Origin of the sequence: Pseudoalteromonas sp. Ld19 (assembly GCF_045064135.1) — a bacterium.
Taxonomy (GTDB): Bacteria; Pseudomonadota; Gammaproteobacteria; order Enterobacterales; family Alteromonadaceae; genus Pseudoalteromonas; species Pseudoalteromonas aliena.
The window spans coordinates 241813-256850 of sequence record NZ_JBISHA010000017.1; the positions used below are offsets into that span (position 1 = coordinate 241813).

The window sequence follows — 15038 nt, forward strand, 5'->3', positions numbered from 1 at the left end:
ATGCAAATTAAACTTAACTTTGTAAGCGCCGGTAAAGCGCAATTACTAGAGCCGTTAAAAACCCAGTTTGGTGAAGTTCACCGCTTTTTTGTAACTGATGGCTTTACGTTCCCATGGTTTGTGCGCTGGTTTCATAATCCGTTTGGCGAGGGCTTGCTTGCGGCAATATGGCACGACTTTGCATTAAAAACAGGGCGTAAAAAAGCACATTATGAGTTTTTTGTATTACTTAAAAGCAATGGAGTGCCAATTTGGAAAGCCTATATTATGTGGTTTTTTGTGTGGGCTTACGCAAAAATTAAAGGGCAGTTTTTATGATCACGCTTGATGGCTGGAAAGTGCCAGGCTACGGCACAAAAATTAATGCGGGCGTGAAAGTGGCCGGTGAAGACTTATCGGGCTATGGCTCGTTTAGTTTATCGAGTGACAACGGTGTTAAAGCCGGTGTTTTAAGTGTGACGGTTAAAATAAAACACGATGATGCTGCTCAGTTGGCTGAGTTAATAGCCAAAGCTAAAGCACTTGATGAAAACGGCGCGCGTATTGTTCGCACAGTAAACAGCACCATTGCCGAAGCATACAAAATACGTAAGGTGAAGTTTGACGGTGAAATATCATCAAGTGAAGACGAAACATTAAAAATTTGGGCTGTGAGCTTTAAACTTGTTGAGGTTAAAAGTAAGTCTGAACGTGAGCAACAACAAATTGATGGTTTAGCGCTTGAGAACTCAACAGGCCAAGCAACCAGCGGGCACGAAAACATTCAAAAGCAATTTGAAAATGTAGAAGGGCCATAAGCATGCAAACAAGTGACCGGCTTACTAAAGTGCTAACAATTGGCGGCAAACAAGTTAATAGCATTGTTGATGAAAGCATTAAGCTTGGCTTGTTTAGTACTGGCCGCGCTACGTTTTCTATTACCAGTGATAATGAACCGTCGGGCATTGTTGAGCTGCAAATAGGATACAGCGCTACAAACCTAACACCTTATTTTTTAGGTGTGATTGAATCAAAGCACTTTGCTAATAACCAGTGGTTGATCACCTGCCGTGAGTTAATGGGTGCGTTGGCTTTTTCATCCCCAATTGTAATACGTCATGCCACTGCAAAAATGGTGTTAGAAAAGCTAAGCGAATTAGGCGTTAAGTTTGTTACGCCAAATGCTGAATATATAAATAAAAAGGTGCCGTGCTTTTATCATAACGGCACGGGTATAAGCGCATTACAACAATTGGGTAAGGTGTTTAATATTGACGGGTATATTTATCAGCAACGACCTGACGGCCAAATATATGTTGGTAGTTGGGCTGATTCTGGCTGGGCTAAGTCAGAGATAAACGACTTTCCTGAGCATACGATAAAAGTTAAATCATCAACAAGCGGTGAGCTAATAGCAATACCAAAACTAAGACCAGGCATAAAGCTAAACGGCCGCTATATTACTGAGGTGATTTTATCAGGGAACAAGCAATTAATTAAATGGCAAAGTAAGCTGTTAAACCAGTAAGGCATAGTGATGGAAAAAGTTATAAGTAGAGTTGTTCGCCGGTTATTCCCAGAGCTAACCAATAAACTACACCTGCCAACATGGGGTAGGGTTGTTGCATTGCCAGAACTGCCAACAGATGAAGAAAAAGCCAGTGATGCTTTTTACCCAAGGTATGCCGCAAACATAAAATTGTTAAATGAGCATGGTGAAGATGCAGACATTGAAGTGTTAGAAGCCGTGCCAATTCCATTACCGGGTGTTGGTAATAATGCTGGACGATTAGAACCGCCGGCTATTAATTCAATTGTAGAAATTGGCTTTGCCTACGGCCGAGCTGATAAACCATTCATTAGAACTGTATTACCCTTTGGTTGGGACTTGCCTGCTATCAAAGAAGGTGAAACCCGAACTCAAGTACGAGAAGGTGTTTATCAGTATATTGATGATCAGGGCAACTTTGAAAATAAAACAGATGAATCATTAAAAGACATAATTGGTAAATTAGCAGAGCTACAGTGTGAAACACGCAAAGTAGTAGCCAGGAAAGAACAAGAGCATAAGAGCCCTAAAACATGGGTAGGTAGTGACAGCGAGAACGTACTTAAATTACTATCAGAACTAATGGCTACAGTAAAAGATATAGCGACAGAATGCGCAACACATAAGCACACAATTACAATGCCCCCACCGATAACCGCAGCAGTATTCACAAGCAAAGCAGGTGAAGCAGCAGCCCAAAAATCTAGGCTAGACCCAATAACAAAGTAACACACAACCCACTCAAACAAGCCCAGCATTACGCTGGGCTTTTTAGTGCCCGCCACTCGCTGCAGTAAAGTTATCGTTATCTATGTTGGCCAGCGAGGTTCTAGCCACGGAAACTAGCCCCACACAGAATGTATGCCACGAAATCCGCACTCTTCCTCACCCTCCTGCGCACTCTTTATCATTATTTTTTTACAGTTTTAAAGTACTTCATTTAAACCGCCAGCCAGCGCCCTATATAAGGTTCTTAGCAGATCAAGGATCTGAAAAGATCGTGATTAATTTCACTGTTTTACAGTTTAACGGACTGTAATTTATAAAGAATTAAAAATAATGAAACTAATAAACAATAACTTAGCTCGTTTACGTGGGGTTTTAAAGATCAAAGTGCTTTTTTAACATTCAATAAAATCAATATAAAACAATAAGTTAATCAAAAACAAAAATGAAATTTAAAAACGCGAATTTGTGTAAGAAATTTACAGGCTATTCATCAGATGAAAACTTATCATGCAATTTATGCGGGAACAATTGCGTGTAAACTTGCCATAAAATGTTTAAATTACGATGGCCTGTGACTTGAGCCACCTCTTCTATTGAATAGCCTTTTTCAAATAACCGACTAGCGCCTTCTCGGCGTAAATCGTGATAGCGCAAATCCTCAATACCTAATGCATTACGTACTCGTTGAAAACCAGCAGTAACCGATCGTGAGTTATAAGGAAATATCAAATCATCTTTTCTAGGCTGCTTGATTGCAATATCAAATGAGCCAGCGAGCAAAGGCACAATCATGTGATTGCCTTCTTTTTTACGTGGGTCTTTTCTATCACGCACCAAGATAGTTTTGTGATCCTCGTTCAAATCTTCCCAGCGCAGTTTGCAAACTTCACCTATCCGCATGCACGTTAAAATACTAAAGTCCAAAATATCTAAAAAAGGAATGCGTACTTTACCGTTTGGCCTGTAGTCCATGCGTTCCTTCAAGCCTGCGCGCAATTTATCTAATTCATTATCGGTAGGGCGGCGTGTTCGCTTTTGACTTTTGCCAACTAACCCCATTTCGATTAGCACCGGTACTGCGTCTTCAAATATTTTATGGTTAGCATCAATATTCCATACTGGCCCCGCCTTTTTCATAACACTGCGCAAATATGCAATATCATGATAAATAGTTGCAGGCCCTGCACCAACGCTACGCCTGTTTTTACAATGCTCGATTAAATCACTCGTTCGTAACTCGTTAGAAGTTAATTTAGAAATATCGCAACCCATCAGCATTTTAATAACGAACTGTTTAGTACGCCCAGTGCCATTCCATAAATCATGATCATTGAAATATAAATTCAGCAACTCAAAAATAGTAATTGCAGTGCCGCGATTAAATACTTCATCATTCTCAATAGCACTAGAACGATTTAAGCCCCAGCTACGTGCCAGTTCTTTTTTGCTGAAAGTTTTAGACTCTCGGTGTATAATTTTGCCATCTTTTTTAACGCGAACAACTGCTCGGTAACTAAAAGAGCCATCAGTTTTAGCGCGTTTTTCAACATTAAATGAAGCCATTGTTAAGCCGTTTTATTATGCTCAGTCCTACCCGGAAAGGGGCCCATATGGGGCACTGTATATCGAAACTCGTGGCGATTCAAGGCAATTCAAGGCAATTCAGACTATATGAGTAACACACTAAATAAGGGCTCTAGCCCAGTAATGGCAAGTAATACAGGGTTTAGGCGGTTTAGCGTGGCACCGATGTTGGATTGGACTGATCGCCATTGTCGTACTTTTCATCGCAAAATGACTAAGCACACGGTGTTGTATACTGAGATGATAACTACGGGGGCTATTTTATTTGGTCGAGGCGACTACTTACATTTTAATAAACACGAAGGCCCAGTTGCACTGCAACTAGGTGGCTCAGATCCTAAAGCACTTGCGCAATGTGCCAAGCTTGCAGGTGAGCGTGGTTATGACGAAATAAATTTAAATGTAGGTTGCCCATCAGACCGAGTTCAAAATGGCCGTTTTGGTGCGTGTTTAATGGCAGAACCTCAATTAGTTGCTGACTGTGTTGCAGCTATGAAAAGTGAAGTTACTATTCCGGTTACCGTTAAAACGCGTATTGGTATTGATGAGCAAGATTCGTATGAGTTTTTATGTGCGTTAATTGAAGCGTCTCATAAAGTAGGGTGTGATGATTTTATTATTCATGCTCGTAAAGCGTGGCTCAATGGCTTAAGTCCGAAAGAAAACCGTGAAGTTCCACCTCTTGATTACTCTCGTGTTTACCAGCTTAAAAAAGATTACCCACAGCTTGATTTAAGCCTAAATGGCGGTGTAAAAACAATTGAGCAGAGCCTAGAACACCTAAAGCATATCGATGGTGTAATGATTGGTCGCGAAGCTTACAGTAATCCATTTATGCTCAATGACGTTGATGAAAAAATATATGGTGATGCTGCCAATACGCAATCTCGTCATGATGTAGTACGTTCTATGTATGACTACATTGAAGAAGAAATGCGCTTGGGGGCCAACTTTTGGCATGTTGCGCGCCATATGCTCGGTATTTTTCAGGGACAACCAGGCGCACGTGGGTTTAGGCGCCACCTTTCTGAAAACGGTCATGGCAAGCAAGCAGATTTATCGGTTATGGATAAGGCACTCAGCTTTGTACCAGAATAAAGTTATGCACAAGCATTAAATATTGAGCCACTTTCGAGTGGCTTTTTTGATCCTAAAAAGTAGTCAAAAACATACTTTATTGGCTAATTACACTTTATTTCATTCAGTTTCAAGTCATTCTTATTTTGGTTATAAACTGCTTAATCTACTGATATTATTGTATTTACTTCTATTTTAATTGACTTGGCACAACTCTTGGAATCGTCTTGTTGTAATCAATTTAAAATCAACTGGAGAATACCATGGGCATATTTAATCGCGTAAATGATGTAATTCAATCAAACATTGTTGCCATGCTTGATAAAGCAGAAGATCCTAAAAAACTGGTCAATTTAATGCTTAGCGAGATGCAAGATGCACTGAATGAGTGTCGTAGTACTGCAGCAGCCTTATTGTGCGAAGAGAAAATAATCAACCGCCAAATTGATACTCAAAAAAACACGCTCTTAACATGGCAAACCAAAGCTGAACTTGCTGTTGAAAGAGGGCGTGATGATCTTGCTAAATCAGCATTAGTTGCAAAGCAGGAACTGAGCGAAAGTATTGCGAATAAGCAAACTCAATTAGTGGCCCTTCAAGAGTCTATTACAAAAATTAGAAACGATTGTGAGCGTCTTCAACAAAAAATGGCAGAAGCCAAAGTTAAGCAAACTCAATTATCACAGCGTCATAACGTTGTTGTTGCAAGAAATAAAATTAATACCCAATTACAAAGCGATAAAGTGGCGCATGCGTTATCTCGTTTTGAACAAATTGAGCAACGTGTTGAAGGTATTGAGGCGCAAGTAGAAGCTTATGAACTCACTGACTCAGCAAGCTCGACTGTATCTGAAATAGAGTCGTTAGTTAAAAATGAAAAAATTGATGCAGAGCTTGCAAGTTTAAAAGCGAGCTTAAAAACTAACGTAAAGCAAACTGCTTAGGAGGGTGTTATGAATAGTTTTAATCGTCAACGTGGCTGGTATAAAAATACGCTTGATAAAAAAATATCGGGTGTGTGTAGTGGTTTGGCATATCGATTAGATTTTCCGGTGTGGTCAACGCGTTTGGTCACTATTTTGTTATTTTTGAGTTTTCCGTTTGCAATTGCATTAGGTTATTTTATTGCACATTGCTGCCTTGATGAAAAAATATCTTAAGGAGTAATCCAATGAAAGCCTTAGTCGTATGTGTACTTGTTTATTTATTGTTGTTTACTAATTTAATATCGTTTACGCACTTTGATACTTGGCAGTTTCCGCTTTGGATTGCTGATATTAGCTGGGCAGGGCTTGAGCTGGTAGGTGCATTTGCAGCAATAGTTGCAGTAGTGGTTGTTGTTGCGCTTGTAGCTATGGGGTTAATTGGTGCAGGTGTAGTTGCATTAGTGGGTACTATTTTAGCCTTACTGTTTGGCTCGGTAATTATTGCATGGCCGTTATTGTTTATCGCAATAGTGTGTTGGTTAGTTGCTGATAACAAAAAAATGATTTCTTAATCCTTAATTTTACTGACTATTATAAAGTAACTATGTTAAATTTAGCGTGTTATTTTATGTTTTAACAAGGATTATAATGATGATGAAATGGTGTTTTTCGATAGCGACTACATTAATGTTTGGTTTTTTTTCGTCATCACTGGCGGCGCATTCTGGACATGATCATGACGCTGATACCGCAGAGCTTATAGTAAATAATGCTCAAGTTAGAGAGTTTTTACCTGCAAGTACATCAAGTGTAGGGTATTTAACAATTACTAATCACAATAAAGCAGCTGCAACGCTAATAAAAGCGAGCATTGATGGTGTAGGGCGTGTAGAAATACATGAGCATTCACACGTTGATGGCATGATGAAAATGCAAAAGGTTGACTCAGTAGTAATTAAAGGCCATGAAAGTGTAATCTTTCAACCTGGTGGCTATCATTTAATGGTGTTTGAGCCACAAGAGCCACTAAAAGTAGGGCAAGAACGTAAACTCACGCTATATTTTAGTGATGGCAACCGCCTTTTCACTAATGCGCAGGTGGTGTCGCTTGAATCGCAAGCGAAGCAATCAAAGTCATCAACACAACATTCCCACCATTAGGAGTATGTATGTCGCAACATAAAGGAAAAATAGCAGGAGCAATTGTTTTACTGCTCATCATATTTTATGCCATTGCTGTATATTGGAGCACCGAGCCTTCACGCTTTGACGTTGTTGCAAATGCAAAAGAGCAAGCACAGCTGCGTAAAGAAAAAATAGTAACGGGCTATATCACCACCTCCACATTAATCACAGTAGCAAATACCTTACTTAATAAATCAGGTGGCTATTTATCAAATGATGTAATGCCGCCAAGTGTGATTATGGATGACATGCCAGCATGGGAATATGGTGCACTAGAAATGGTGCGTGATTTATCACTTTCTATGCGTAAAGATTTTAGCCGCTCACAATCACAGTCAACTGAACATGAAGCACTTAAAAAAGCGCAGCCACAGTTTAATATAAGCTCTGAAGCATGGGCATGGCCAAGTGCTGAAGGTGAATATCAAAAAGGGATTGATTACTTAGTTGTTTATCGTACGCAAATTGCAAATCAACACGAGCGTGATAGTCAATTTTACGCACGGGCTGATAACCTTCGCGGTTGGCTTAAAGAAGCAGAGAAGCGCCTAGGCAGCTTAAGTCAGCGCTTGAGTGCTAGTGTAGGCCAAGAAAAAGTAAACACAGATTTAGCGGGTAATTCATCTAATAAACAAGCGACACTTGCGCCATTACAGCAACAAATAAGAACACCATGGTTAGAGATTGATGACGTGTTTTATGAGTCTCGCGGTGCAACTTGGGCACTATTGCATTTTTTACAGGCCGTGGAGTATGACTTTGCTGATGTACTTGAAAAGAAGAATGCCCGTGTAAGTGTACAACAAATTATACGTGAACTTGAAGCAACTCAAGAAACCGTATGGAGCCCAATAATTTTAAACGGAAATGGTTTTGGCTATGTAGCTAATCATTCTTTGGTTATGGCAAATTATATTTCTAGAGCCAACGCGGCTTTAATCGAACTTAGCGAGCTATTAGCTCAAGGATAAAAAATGAAAAAGTATTGTTTAGCAGCAGCCCTTTCACTGGCATGTTTAGCACCAGCAGCACAAGCTGATACGTTATTAGGCTTGTACGCAGGTGTTGATGGTTGGAAATCAGATAGCGATGGTCAGTTTTCTTATAAAGGAAATCAACCTCAAGATTTTAAATTTAAAGATGAAACATTTGTAAGTTATTACATCGCGCTTGAACACCCAGTCCCTGTAGTACCTAATTTCAAATTTAAATATACAGAGCTTGAATTAAATGGCTCTGCAGTATTAACTGATACATTTAGTTTTAATGGTTCTGATTATGTCGTGGGTACTGCTGTTAATTCGGTAAACGATTTGACACATATTGATTATATTTTCTACTACGAAATATTTGATAACGACTTGATCTCGATTGATTTAGGTTTAAATGTAAAGCAGTTTGACGGTGATATGATAGTAACGGGTACTACGCAAACTGGTGGTGCTAACTTTACAGAAAACGTTGATTTTTCAGGTTTTGTACCACTAGCTTACGGCCGTGCTGAAGCTGGTCTGCCATTTACAGGTTTAAGCATGTTTGTTGAAGGTAGTTTCTTAGCTATTGACGACAGCAAAGTACAAGATTATCAAGTGGGTGTAGCGTGGGAACTGCTTGATAACCTAGCTGTAGATGTTGCAGTTAAAGCAGGTTATCGCTCTATGACCTTGGAGTTAGACGACGTTGATGATATTAATACTAATATTGATGCGTCAGGCCCATTTTTGGGTGTGCAAGTTCACTTCTAATTAGCACAGACTAATTAAATAAAGTGTGGTGTGCTATTTTATAGCATGCCATGCTAACTCAAACTCTCCCTCTAATGCATTATTAATCAATTGCTTGTAGACTTTATTGATTGGAAAGTTAATAAGTTTAGATAGCTCATCACCGGTTTGAGTGAATTTGTAATAGCTTAATACTAAGTCACTGCTTTTTGCTTTTAATGTTACTTTTTGCGATAAAAAAGACAGTGTAAGTTCTTGTCCTGCTTTAAGTACCGCTGATTCAATTTCTTTTCTATAGAGTAGGTTAAGGTCCATTAGCGTTAAAATATCAGGGAAGCTAATGCCTGTTCTTCCTAAATTTAATGACACTTTATTGCCTTTGCGCAGTAAATCGAACAGGGATGGTTTTTTATAAAATCCAAGCAAAATAAAATGACTGTCGTCTTTTTCATTATAGCCAGAAAGTGAAACACATTTTTGCAACGAGTCGGCTTCGCGCTGGGTCATGTGCTTGAGAGTTTGCAGGCTTTTAATTGAGAAAGTCCCAGGATTGAGAGTCTCCCCCGTTAAAATTTTTGCCCATAGCGTTTGCATTGACTCATTAGAAGTATCTTCACATAAAGCAACAAAGTGCTCAACCCAGTCTGCATCCGGTCGGTGACTACTGGCTACATCAGGGCAAAAACTCATTGCCATTGATAAAATTGCTTCAATATTTTGTTGTTGTTTAATGAGTAATAGATCTTGTCTTTTTTGAGCGCGAGCTAAAATAGAGTTATCACTATTGATGTGGTACAGAGGTTTTATTCTTCCTTGTGGCCCATAACTTTGCTCATTTGATGAGGAAAGCCCATTGCTTGCTATTTTTGCGACTGAGTAGCCAAGTAATGACTCAATTATGTTAGCGAGATTAATTCGGGCTTGTGCTGTTTTTACTGTCATGGCTGTCCGTAGTAGCTTGTGGCTCATATAGTTGAGCGACTGTTTTTAAATTATTTAATCCCAAGGTTACTGCATTACTTAATATATATTTGTAGAACATAGCCATATAGCCTGAGATTAATAATGTAGTTGCTTGACCTTCAATACGGCATGTAACCATGATAACTTGATTTTCTTGAGCAAACTCTAAGGTTCCTTGTACTATATGTTCATTATCTAATAGTAAGTTAAATGCTATTTTATCTTTATTTATGGAAGTAATGGTCATCTCTCCATAACCCCACTTACTAACCCATGATTGATGGGCCCCTACGCCAGCACTCGGCTCATTAACGCTAAAACGAATTGATGTATCTACTTGTTGCCATGGAGACCATTTATGCCACTGATCAAAATCGCTAACTAATAATTTAATAGTGCGAGTATCTGCGTTTATTACCATTTTTTTATCAACACTGTAATTTTGAGGTAGCGTTAAGCCAATTACTAAAGCCAGCAGTAATAATATAAAGAGAAATTGTAATAACGTTTTTAATAATTTAATGAGTGCGCCTTATAAAAGAATGCTTAGTATAAAGGTAAAGATTTATAAGCCAAATATAGTATGAATTGGTTTATAAACCAAAAGTTTAATGAGTTACTTAAAAATTGTTAACCCTTTCGAGTTGCTGCTTTTTAAAAAGCTAAGTAAAAAGTAAGTAAATTTGCTTCGTTTATACAGGCCTTGTTTTTACCTGTTTTTATAGTAGGGCGTAACTATCCTTCAACTAGGGGGCTTTCGAGGTTGAATTTACAGCAGACTGTTTGGTATTTAAGCAAGTCAGAGCCTATGAACTATGCTTGTTCCCCATAAATAGACGATAACGCAGGAGCAGTTACCGAGCCCACTAGGTTACAAACCTCACGCCGCGATTCAATCGCCCCTAGGTTGAACAAATTTAAATCGACAAAGGTCAACACGCCCTCGCAATGCTCTCTAAAGTAAATTATTGAATAATAAAATACCTCCTTTGGTTAGTTGTATATATAAACAATGTAGTAGGGTATAATTCGCGCCTTTTGTTATTCTACGGCCAAATTTATGAGCACACTCAAAGCTAAGCGCGCCTTATTTTCATACCCAAAGTATTGGGCTGAATGTTATGGCACCGCGCCATTTTTACCAACTACACGTGAAGAAATGGATGCACTTGGCTGGGATAGCTGCGACATAATAATTATCAGTGGTGACGCTTACGTTGATCACCCTAGTTTTGGCATGGCGGTAATTGGTCGTGTACTTGAAGCGCAAGGTTTTAGAGTGGGTATTATTGCCCAGCCAGAATGGGACTCTAAAGATGCATTTATGGAGCTCGGCAGACCGAATCTATTTTTTGGTGTAACAGCTGGGAACATGGATTCAATGATCAACCGCTATACTGCCGAAAAACGTATGCGTCATGATGATGCTTACACGCCAAATAATGTCGGTGGTAAACGCCCCGATCGCGCCGTAATGATTTACTCTCAAAAATGCCGTGAAGCATACAAAGGCATCCCCATTGTTATTGGTGGTATTGAAGCCAGTCTGCGCCGTATTGCTCATTACGATTACTGGCAAGAAAAAGTACGTCGTAGTATTTTGTTTGATGCAAAAGCCGATATTTTAATTTACGGCAACGCAGAGCGTCCGTTAGTTGAAGTCGCACATCGCATTGCTGCGGGTGAAACGATGGATACTATTCAGGATATTCGTGGCACAGCCGTTATTCGAAAAGAACCGTTACCAGGTTGGCGTGGTAGCGACTCTACCGCGATAGATAAAATTGGTAAAATAGATCCTATTCCAAATCCATACGGCGCGGATGATGTTGGCTGTAGTAAGTCTGAATTTAAACAAGCCGGTATTGATTTAAAAGCAGAAGCTGCAAAACCAATTATGGTCCAGCCCGCGCGCCCTAAACCGTGGGAAAAAACTTACGTTAAATTACCAGCCTATGAGCAAGTCAGCGTTAATAAACCTTTATATGCGCATGCTTCGCGTATTTTGCATCAAGAAACAAACCCTGGTTGTGCAAGGGCGTTGTATCAGCGTCATGGCGATCGATCTATTTGGGTAAATCCGCCAGCATATCCGTTGGAAACCCATGAAATGGATGCTGTATTTGGTTTACCGTATCAGCGTATTCCTCACCCAAGTTACGGTGATGCGAAAATACCGGCTTACGACATGATTAAAACCTCGGTGAACATTATGCGTGGGTGTTTTGGTGGTTGTTCGTTTTGCTCAATTACAGAGCATGAAGGGCGTATCATTCAAAGTCGTTCGCAAGAGTCAATTATTGAAGAAATTGAACAAATTAGAGATAAAGTACCAGGCTTTACCGGTGTTATTTCTGATTTAGGTGGCCCAACGGCGAACATGTATAAATTGCGTTGTACCAGTAAAAAAGCAGAAAGTACCTGCAGACGTTTATCATGCGTATATCCAGATATTTGTAAGCACATGGATACAGATCATACGCCAACAATAGACTTGTATAAAAAAGCACGTGAAGTTAAGGGTATTAAAAAGGTGTTAATTGCTTCGGGTGTGCGTTATGACTTAGCAGTACGCGACCCTCGCTACGTTAAAGAGTTAGTAACGCATCATGTCGGTGGCTACTTAAAAATAGCCCCAGAGCATACCGAGGATGGTCCATTATCAAAAATGATGAAACCAGGTATGGGCGCGTATGATCAGTTTAAAGAATTATTTGATAAATACTCAAAAGAAGCCGGTAAAAAGCAGTATTTAATTCCTTACTTTATTTCAGCTCACCCAGGCACAAAAGATGAGGACATGGTAAACATGGCTTTATGGCTTAAGTCGAATGACTTTAAGCTAGATCAAGTGCAAAACTTTTACCCATCACCCATGGCTAATGCGACAACTATTTATCATACCGAGATGAATTCTTTACGTAATATAAAAAATAACTCAGAAGTCGTGCCTGTCCCTAAAGGGGCACGTCAACGTAGATTGCATAAAGCAATTTTACGTTACCATGACTCAGCTGGTTGGCCGATGATACGTGAGGCACTGCGTAAAATGGGTAAAGCTAATTTAATTGGTAAAGGGCCTGGCTGTTTAGTGCCTGAAGAAGGACGTGATGAAAAAGCCGGTAAAGGGAGTAGCAAGGGAGGGCGACCTGCATTAACGCGCCACACAGGTTTTAGCCAATTTAAAAAGGCAAACACTAAGCCTAAAGTCGGTGGTAACCGCCAAAGAGCCCGATAATAGGGTTTATACCAACCGGCATAAATATTTGAACAATTTAACGAATTAAATCACTCTATAATGTTGTTAAAATTTTTTATTTAGAACAACTAGCTATAAAAAAGCGCGCAGTTAAATTTAACTTCGCGCTTTTTTTAAATATAAGTTTTAAAAAGCTAAATTAACAGCCAAGTGGCCGTACCTAAAAAGGCGAATATACCAACGATGTCTGTAACAGTAGTGAGTACCACACTCCCTGCAAGCGCTGGGTCTATATTCATTCGTTTAAGAATTATTGGAATACTAGCACCAGCAACTCCAGCCACCACTAAGTTCATAAACATCGCAAAGGCGAGTACGCCACCCAGCATAAAGTCCCATTGCCATAAGGCAATAACGCCCGCTATTAACAGTGACCACAAAATGCCGTTTAGCGCGCCAATGGCAAGCTCTTTCATCATCAAAAATCGTTGGTTAGTTTGATTTATGTGGCCGACAGCAATACCACGAATAACAAGCGTTAATGATTGACTACCTGCAACACCACCCATAGAAGGGACAATGCCGTTAAGTACCGCTAAAATTGGTAATACATCTAAAGTGCCTTCAAAAAAGCTAGCTACAAAGGCTGCTGCAAGTGCGGTTAATAAGTTGACTCCTAGCCAAACTGAGCGTTTTTTCGAGCTTTTTAAAACAGGCGCAAAGGTGTCTTCTTCATCATCAAGACCCGCTAAACTGAGTAAACTATGCTCGGCATCTTCTCGGATTACGTCAACAATATCATCGATAGTGACACGACCAAGTAGTTGAGCGTTGTCATCAACAACAGGGGCTGATATCCAATTATGACGCTCAAAGAGTTGTGCGACTTCACTTTCATCCATTGAAATTGGAATTGACTCACAATCTTCATCCATCAAATCGCGAACAATTTTTTCGGGCGGGTTAGTCAATAATGTACTGAGCGATAAAGCGCCTATAAAGCAGTTATGTTTATCAACAATATAGAGGTCATCGGTGCCTTCAGGTAGCTCTCCGCGTAGCCTAATATATCTAAGTACAACATCGAGCGTAACGTCAGGGCGAATGGTCACCGTATCGGTATTCATTAGCGCACCAGCGGAGCGCTCTTGATAAGAAAGTGCTTGTGTTGCTCGCTCACGGTCTTGAATGTCCATTGCGCTAACAACGTCTTTATAAACGGTGTCTGGCAGGCTACGGAGTACTTCACCTAAGTCATCGTGGCCCATATCTTCAGTTGCGGCCGCAATATGCTTAGGTTCCATTTGGGCAATAATACCTAAACGAACATCTTCAGATAATTCTTCAAGTACATCACCTTGTACATCAGGGTCAACTAATTGCCAAAGGAGTCGGCGAATTTTATGCGGCGATGATTCTAATAATAATGCAGTATCACAAGGAGCTGTTTTTGCTAACATGCGCCTAACTTGAACAAATTGACCACTGTTAAGCGACTGAGTCACTTGTTTTAGTTGTTGTAGTGGATAGTCTTGTTCAAAAGCTTCGGGCATTGGCATCCTTAATTAATTTTAATACTACTTTGGTAGGAGAGGTTAACTAACCTGAACTCTGGATAATAAATCTATCTCAAGCAGCTATTTTCAGCGCTAACTGCGTTGAATTTACTTGCAATAGGCCCGCTATTGACGCGTAAATTCGCCTTATTTTCACTGAAAATCTCTGGCTAGAGAAAATAAATCTAAATATCACCTGATTCAATACGTTAGTAAATCTCTTAACCAGAGTTCAGGTTAACTAATTTAATTTTACTTTTTAAATATTTATTACTGACTATTCTTGTTCGTTAAATCGCTGTGATATTAGTTGGCCAACGGCGCCCAAGGCTTGCTCTGCATCAGGGCCTTCACATACTACCTTAACTTCTTTACCTTGGCTGCTTTCAAGTAGCATTAATGCGAGTACGCTATCACCCGCCGCTTCTTTTTCATCTTGGAACAAGGTTATCGAAGCGTCAAACTTTACGGCCAATTGAGCTAATACAGTTGCAGCTCTAGCATGTAGCCCTAATTTGTTTTGTATTAAAAAGGTATCTTCTAAGCGCATACGTTACCCTACCTAAG

General features: G+C 39.8%; 17 protein-coding genes. 12 read left to right on the plus strand and 5 right to left on the minus strand.

All coding sequences use genetic code 11. The annotated features are described in order from the left end of the window. From ACJJVZ_RS06225 to ACJJVZ_RS06240, 4 genes are read left to right on the plus strand one after another with little or no spacing between them, the layout of a single operon-like run. A complete protein-coding gene (locus ACJJVZ_RS06225; RefSeq protein WP_405599024.1) occupies positions 1–318 on the plus strand; it encodes a DUF1353 domain-containing protein in 318 nt (105 codons plus the stop codon). Further along, entirely contained in the window at positions 315–797 is a 483-nt protein-coding gene (locus tag ACJJVZ_RS06230) for a hypothetical protein (RefSeq protein ID WP_405599026.1), read from the plus strand. Before ACJJVZ_RS06225 ends, ACJJVZ_RS06230 begins: the two co-directional genes overlap by 4 nt. A 2-nt stretch (positions 798–799) precedes the next feature. Next, on the plus strand, positions 800–1507 hold the full coding sequence (locus tag ACJJVZ_RS06235) for a hypothetical protein (RefSeq protein ID WP_405599028.1): 708 nt from the start codon (positions 800–802) through the stop codon (positions 1505–1507). Between the two features lie 9 nt (positions 1508–1516). Further along, the gene (locus tag ACJJVZ_RS06240) at positions 1517–2257 is read left to right on the plus strand and encodes a hypothetical protein (protein ID WP_405599030.1); all 741 of its coding nucleotides are present in this window, start codon (positions 1517–1519) and stop codon (positions 2255–2257) included. 483 nt (positions 2258–2740) lie between these two features. On the opposite strand, the gene ACJJVZ_RS06245 is transcribed toward ACJJVZ_RS06240, so the two are convergent. Next, positions 2741–3820, minus strand: coding sequence for a site-specific integrase (locus ACJJVZ_RS06245; protein ID WP_405599032.1), 1080 nt, complete (start codon positions 3818–3820; stop codon positions 2741–2743). 144 nt (positions 3821–3964) lie between these two features. On the opposite strand from ACJJVZ_RS06245, the gene dusA reads away from it, so the two are divergent. The 7 genes from dusA (at position 3965) to ACJJVZ_RS06280 (ending at position 8774) form a co-directional block, all read left to right on the plus strand. Further along, complete coding sequence (gene dusA, locus ACJJVZ_RS06250) at positions 3965–4939, plus strand: tRNA dihydrouridine(20/20a) synthase DusA (protein ID WP_405599113.1); 975 nt, start codon at positions 3965–3967, stop codon at positions 4937–4939. 242 nt (positions 4940–5181) lie between these two features. After that, positions 5182–5862 carry a PspA/IM30 family protein gene (locus ACJJVZ_RS06255; RefSeq protein ID WP_405599034.1) on the plus strand — a complete coding sequence of 227 codons (681 nt, stop codon included), beginning with the start codon at positions 5182–5184 and terminating at the stop codon, positions 5860–5862. Between the two features lie 9 nt (positions 5863–5871). Then, on the plus strand, positions 5872–6078 hold the full coding sequence (locus tag ACJJVZ_RS06260; protein ID WP_182701549.1) for a PspC domain-containing protein: 207 nt from the start codon (positions 5872–5874) through the stop codon (positions 6076–6078). Positions 6079–6089: 11 nt separating this feature from the next. Beyond that, positions 6090–6416 carry a hypothetical protein gene (locus ACJJVZ_RS06265; protein ID WP_077536030.1) on the plus strand — a complete coding sequence of 109 codons (327 nt, stop codon included), beginning with the start codon at positions 6090–6092 and terminating at the stop codon, positions 6414–6416. A gap of 79 nt (positions 6417–6495) precedes the next feature. Next, the gene (locus ACJJVZ_RS06270; protein WP_077536029.1) at positions 6496–7005 is read left to right on the plus strand and encodes a copper chaperone PCu(A)C; all 510 of its coding nucleotides are present in this window, start codon (positions 6496–6498) and stop codon (positions 7003–7005) included. 8 nt (positions 7006–7013) lie between these two features. Next, positions 7014–8000, plus strand: a complete 987-nt coding sequence (locus tag ACJJVZ_RS06275) for a DUF2333 family protein (RefSeq protein WP_405599037.1) — start codon at positions 7014–7016, stop codon at positions 7998–8000. A gap of 3 nt (positions 8001–8003) precedes the next feature. Further along, positions 8004–8774: a TIGR04219 family outer membrane beta-barrel protein gene (locus ACJJVZ_RS06280; RefSeq protein WP_405599039.1), complete on the plus strand. Its 771-nt coding sequence runs from the start codon at positions 8004–8006 to the stop codon at positions 8772–8774. Between the two features lie 33 nt (positions 8775–8807). Here ACJJVZ_RS06280 and ACJJVZ_RS06285 read toward each other — a convergent pair whose 3' ends face one another. Together ACJJVZ_RS06285 and ACJJVZ_RS06290 are read right to left on the minus strand one after the other, a co-directional pair. Next, entirely contained in the window at positions 8808–9695 is an 888-nt protein-coding gene (locus tag ACJJVZ_RS06285; protein ID WP_138584382.1) for a TIGR03899 family protein, read from the minus strand. Then, positions 9664–10131 (minus strand): hypothetical protein, encoded by a 468-nt coding sequence (locus ACJJVZ_RS06290; protein ID WP_405599116.1) that lies wholly within the window; start codon positions 10129–10131, stop codon positions 9664–9666. The genes ACJJVZ_RS06285 and ACJJVZ_RS06290 overlap by 32 nt, the downstream gene beginning before the upstream one ends. A gap of 645 nt (positions 10132–10776) precedes the next feature. On the opposite strand from ACJJVZ_RS06290, the gene ACJJVZ_RS06295 reads away from it, so the two are divergent. Continuing rightward, a complete protein-coding gene (locus ACJJVZ_RS06295; protein ID WP_193156278.1) occupies positions 10777–12954 on the plus strand; it encodes a YgiQ family radical SAM protein in 2178 nt (725 codons plus the stop codon). 155 nt (positions 12955–13109) lie between these two features. On the opposite strand, the gene mgtE is transcribed toward ACJJVZ_RS06295, so the two are convergent. Next, entirely contained in the window at positions 13110–14468 is a 1359-nt protein-coding gene (gene mgtE / locus ACJJVZ_RS06300; protein WP_405599041.1) for a magnesium transporter, read from the minus strand. 280 nt (positions 14469–14748) lie between these two features. Further along, complete coding sequence (locus ACJJVZ_RS06305) at positions 14749–15021, minus strand: HPr family phosphocarrier protein (protein ID WP_077536022.1); 273 nt, start codon at positions 15019–15021, stop codon at positions 14749–14751. Positions 15022–15038 lie beyond the last annotated feature (17 nt).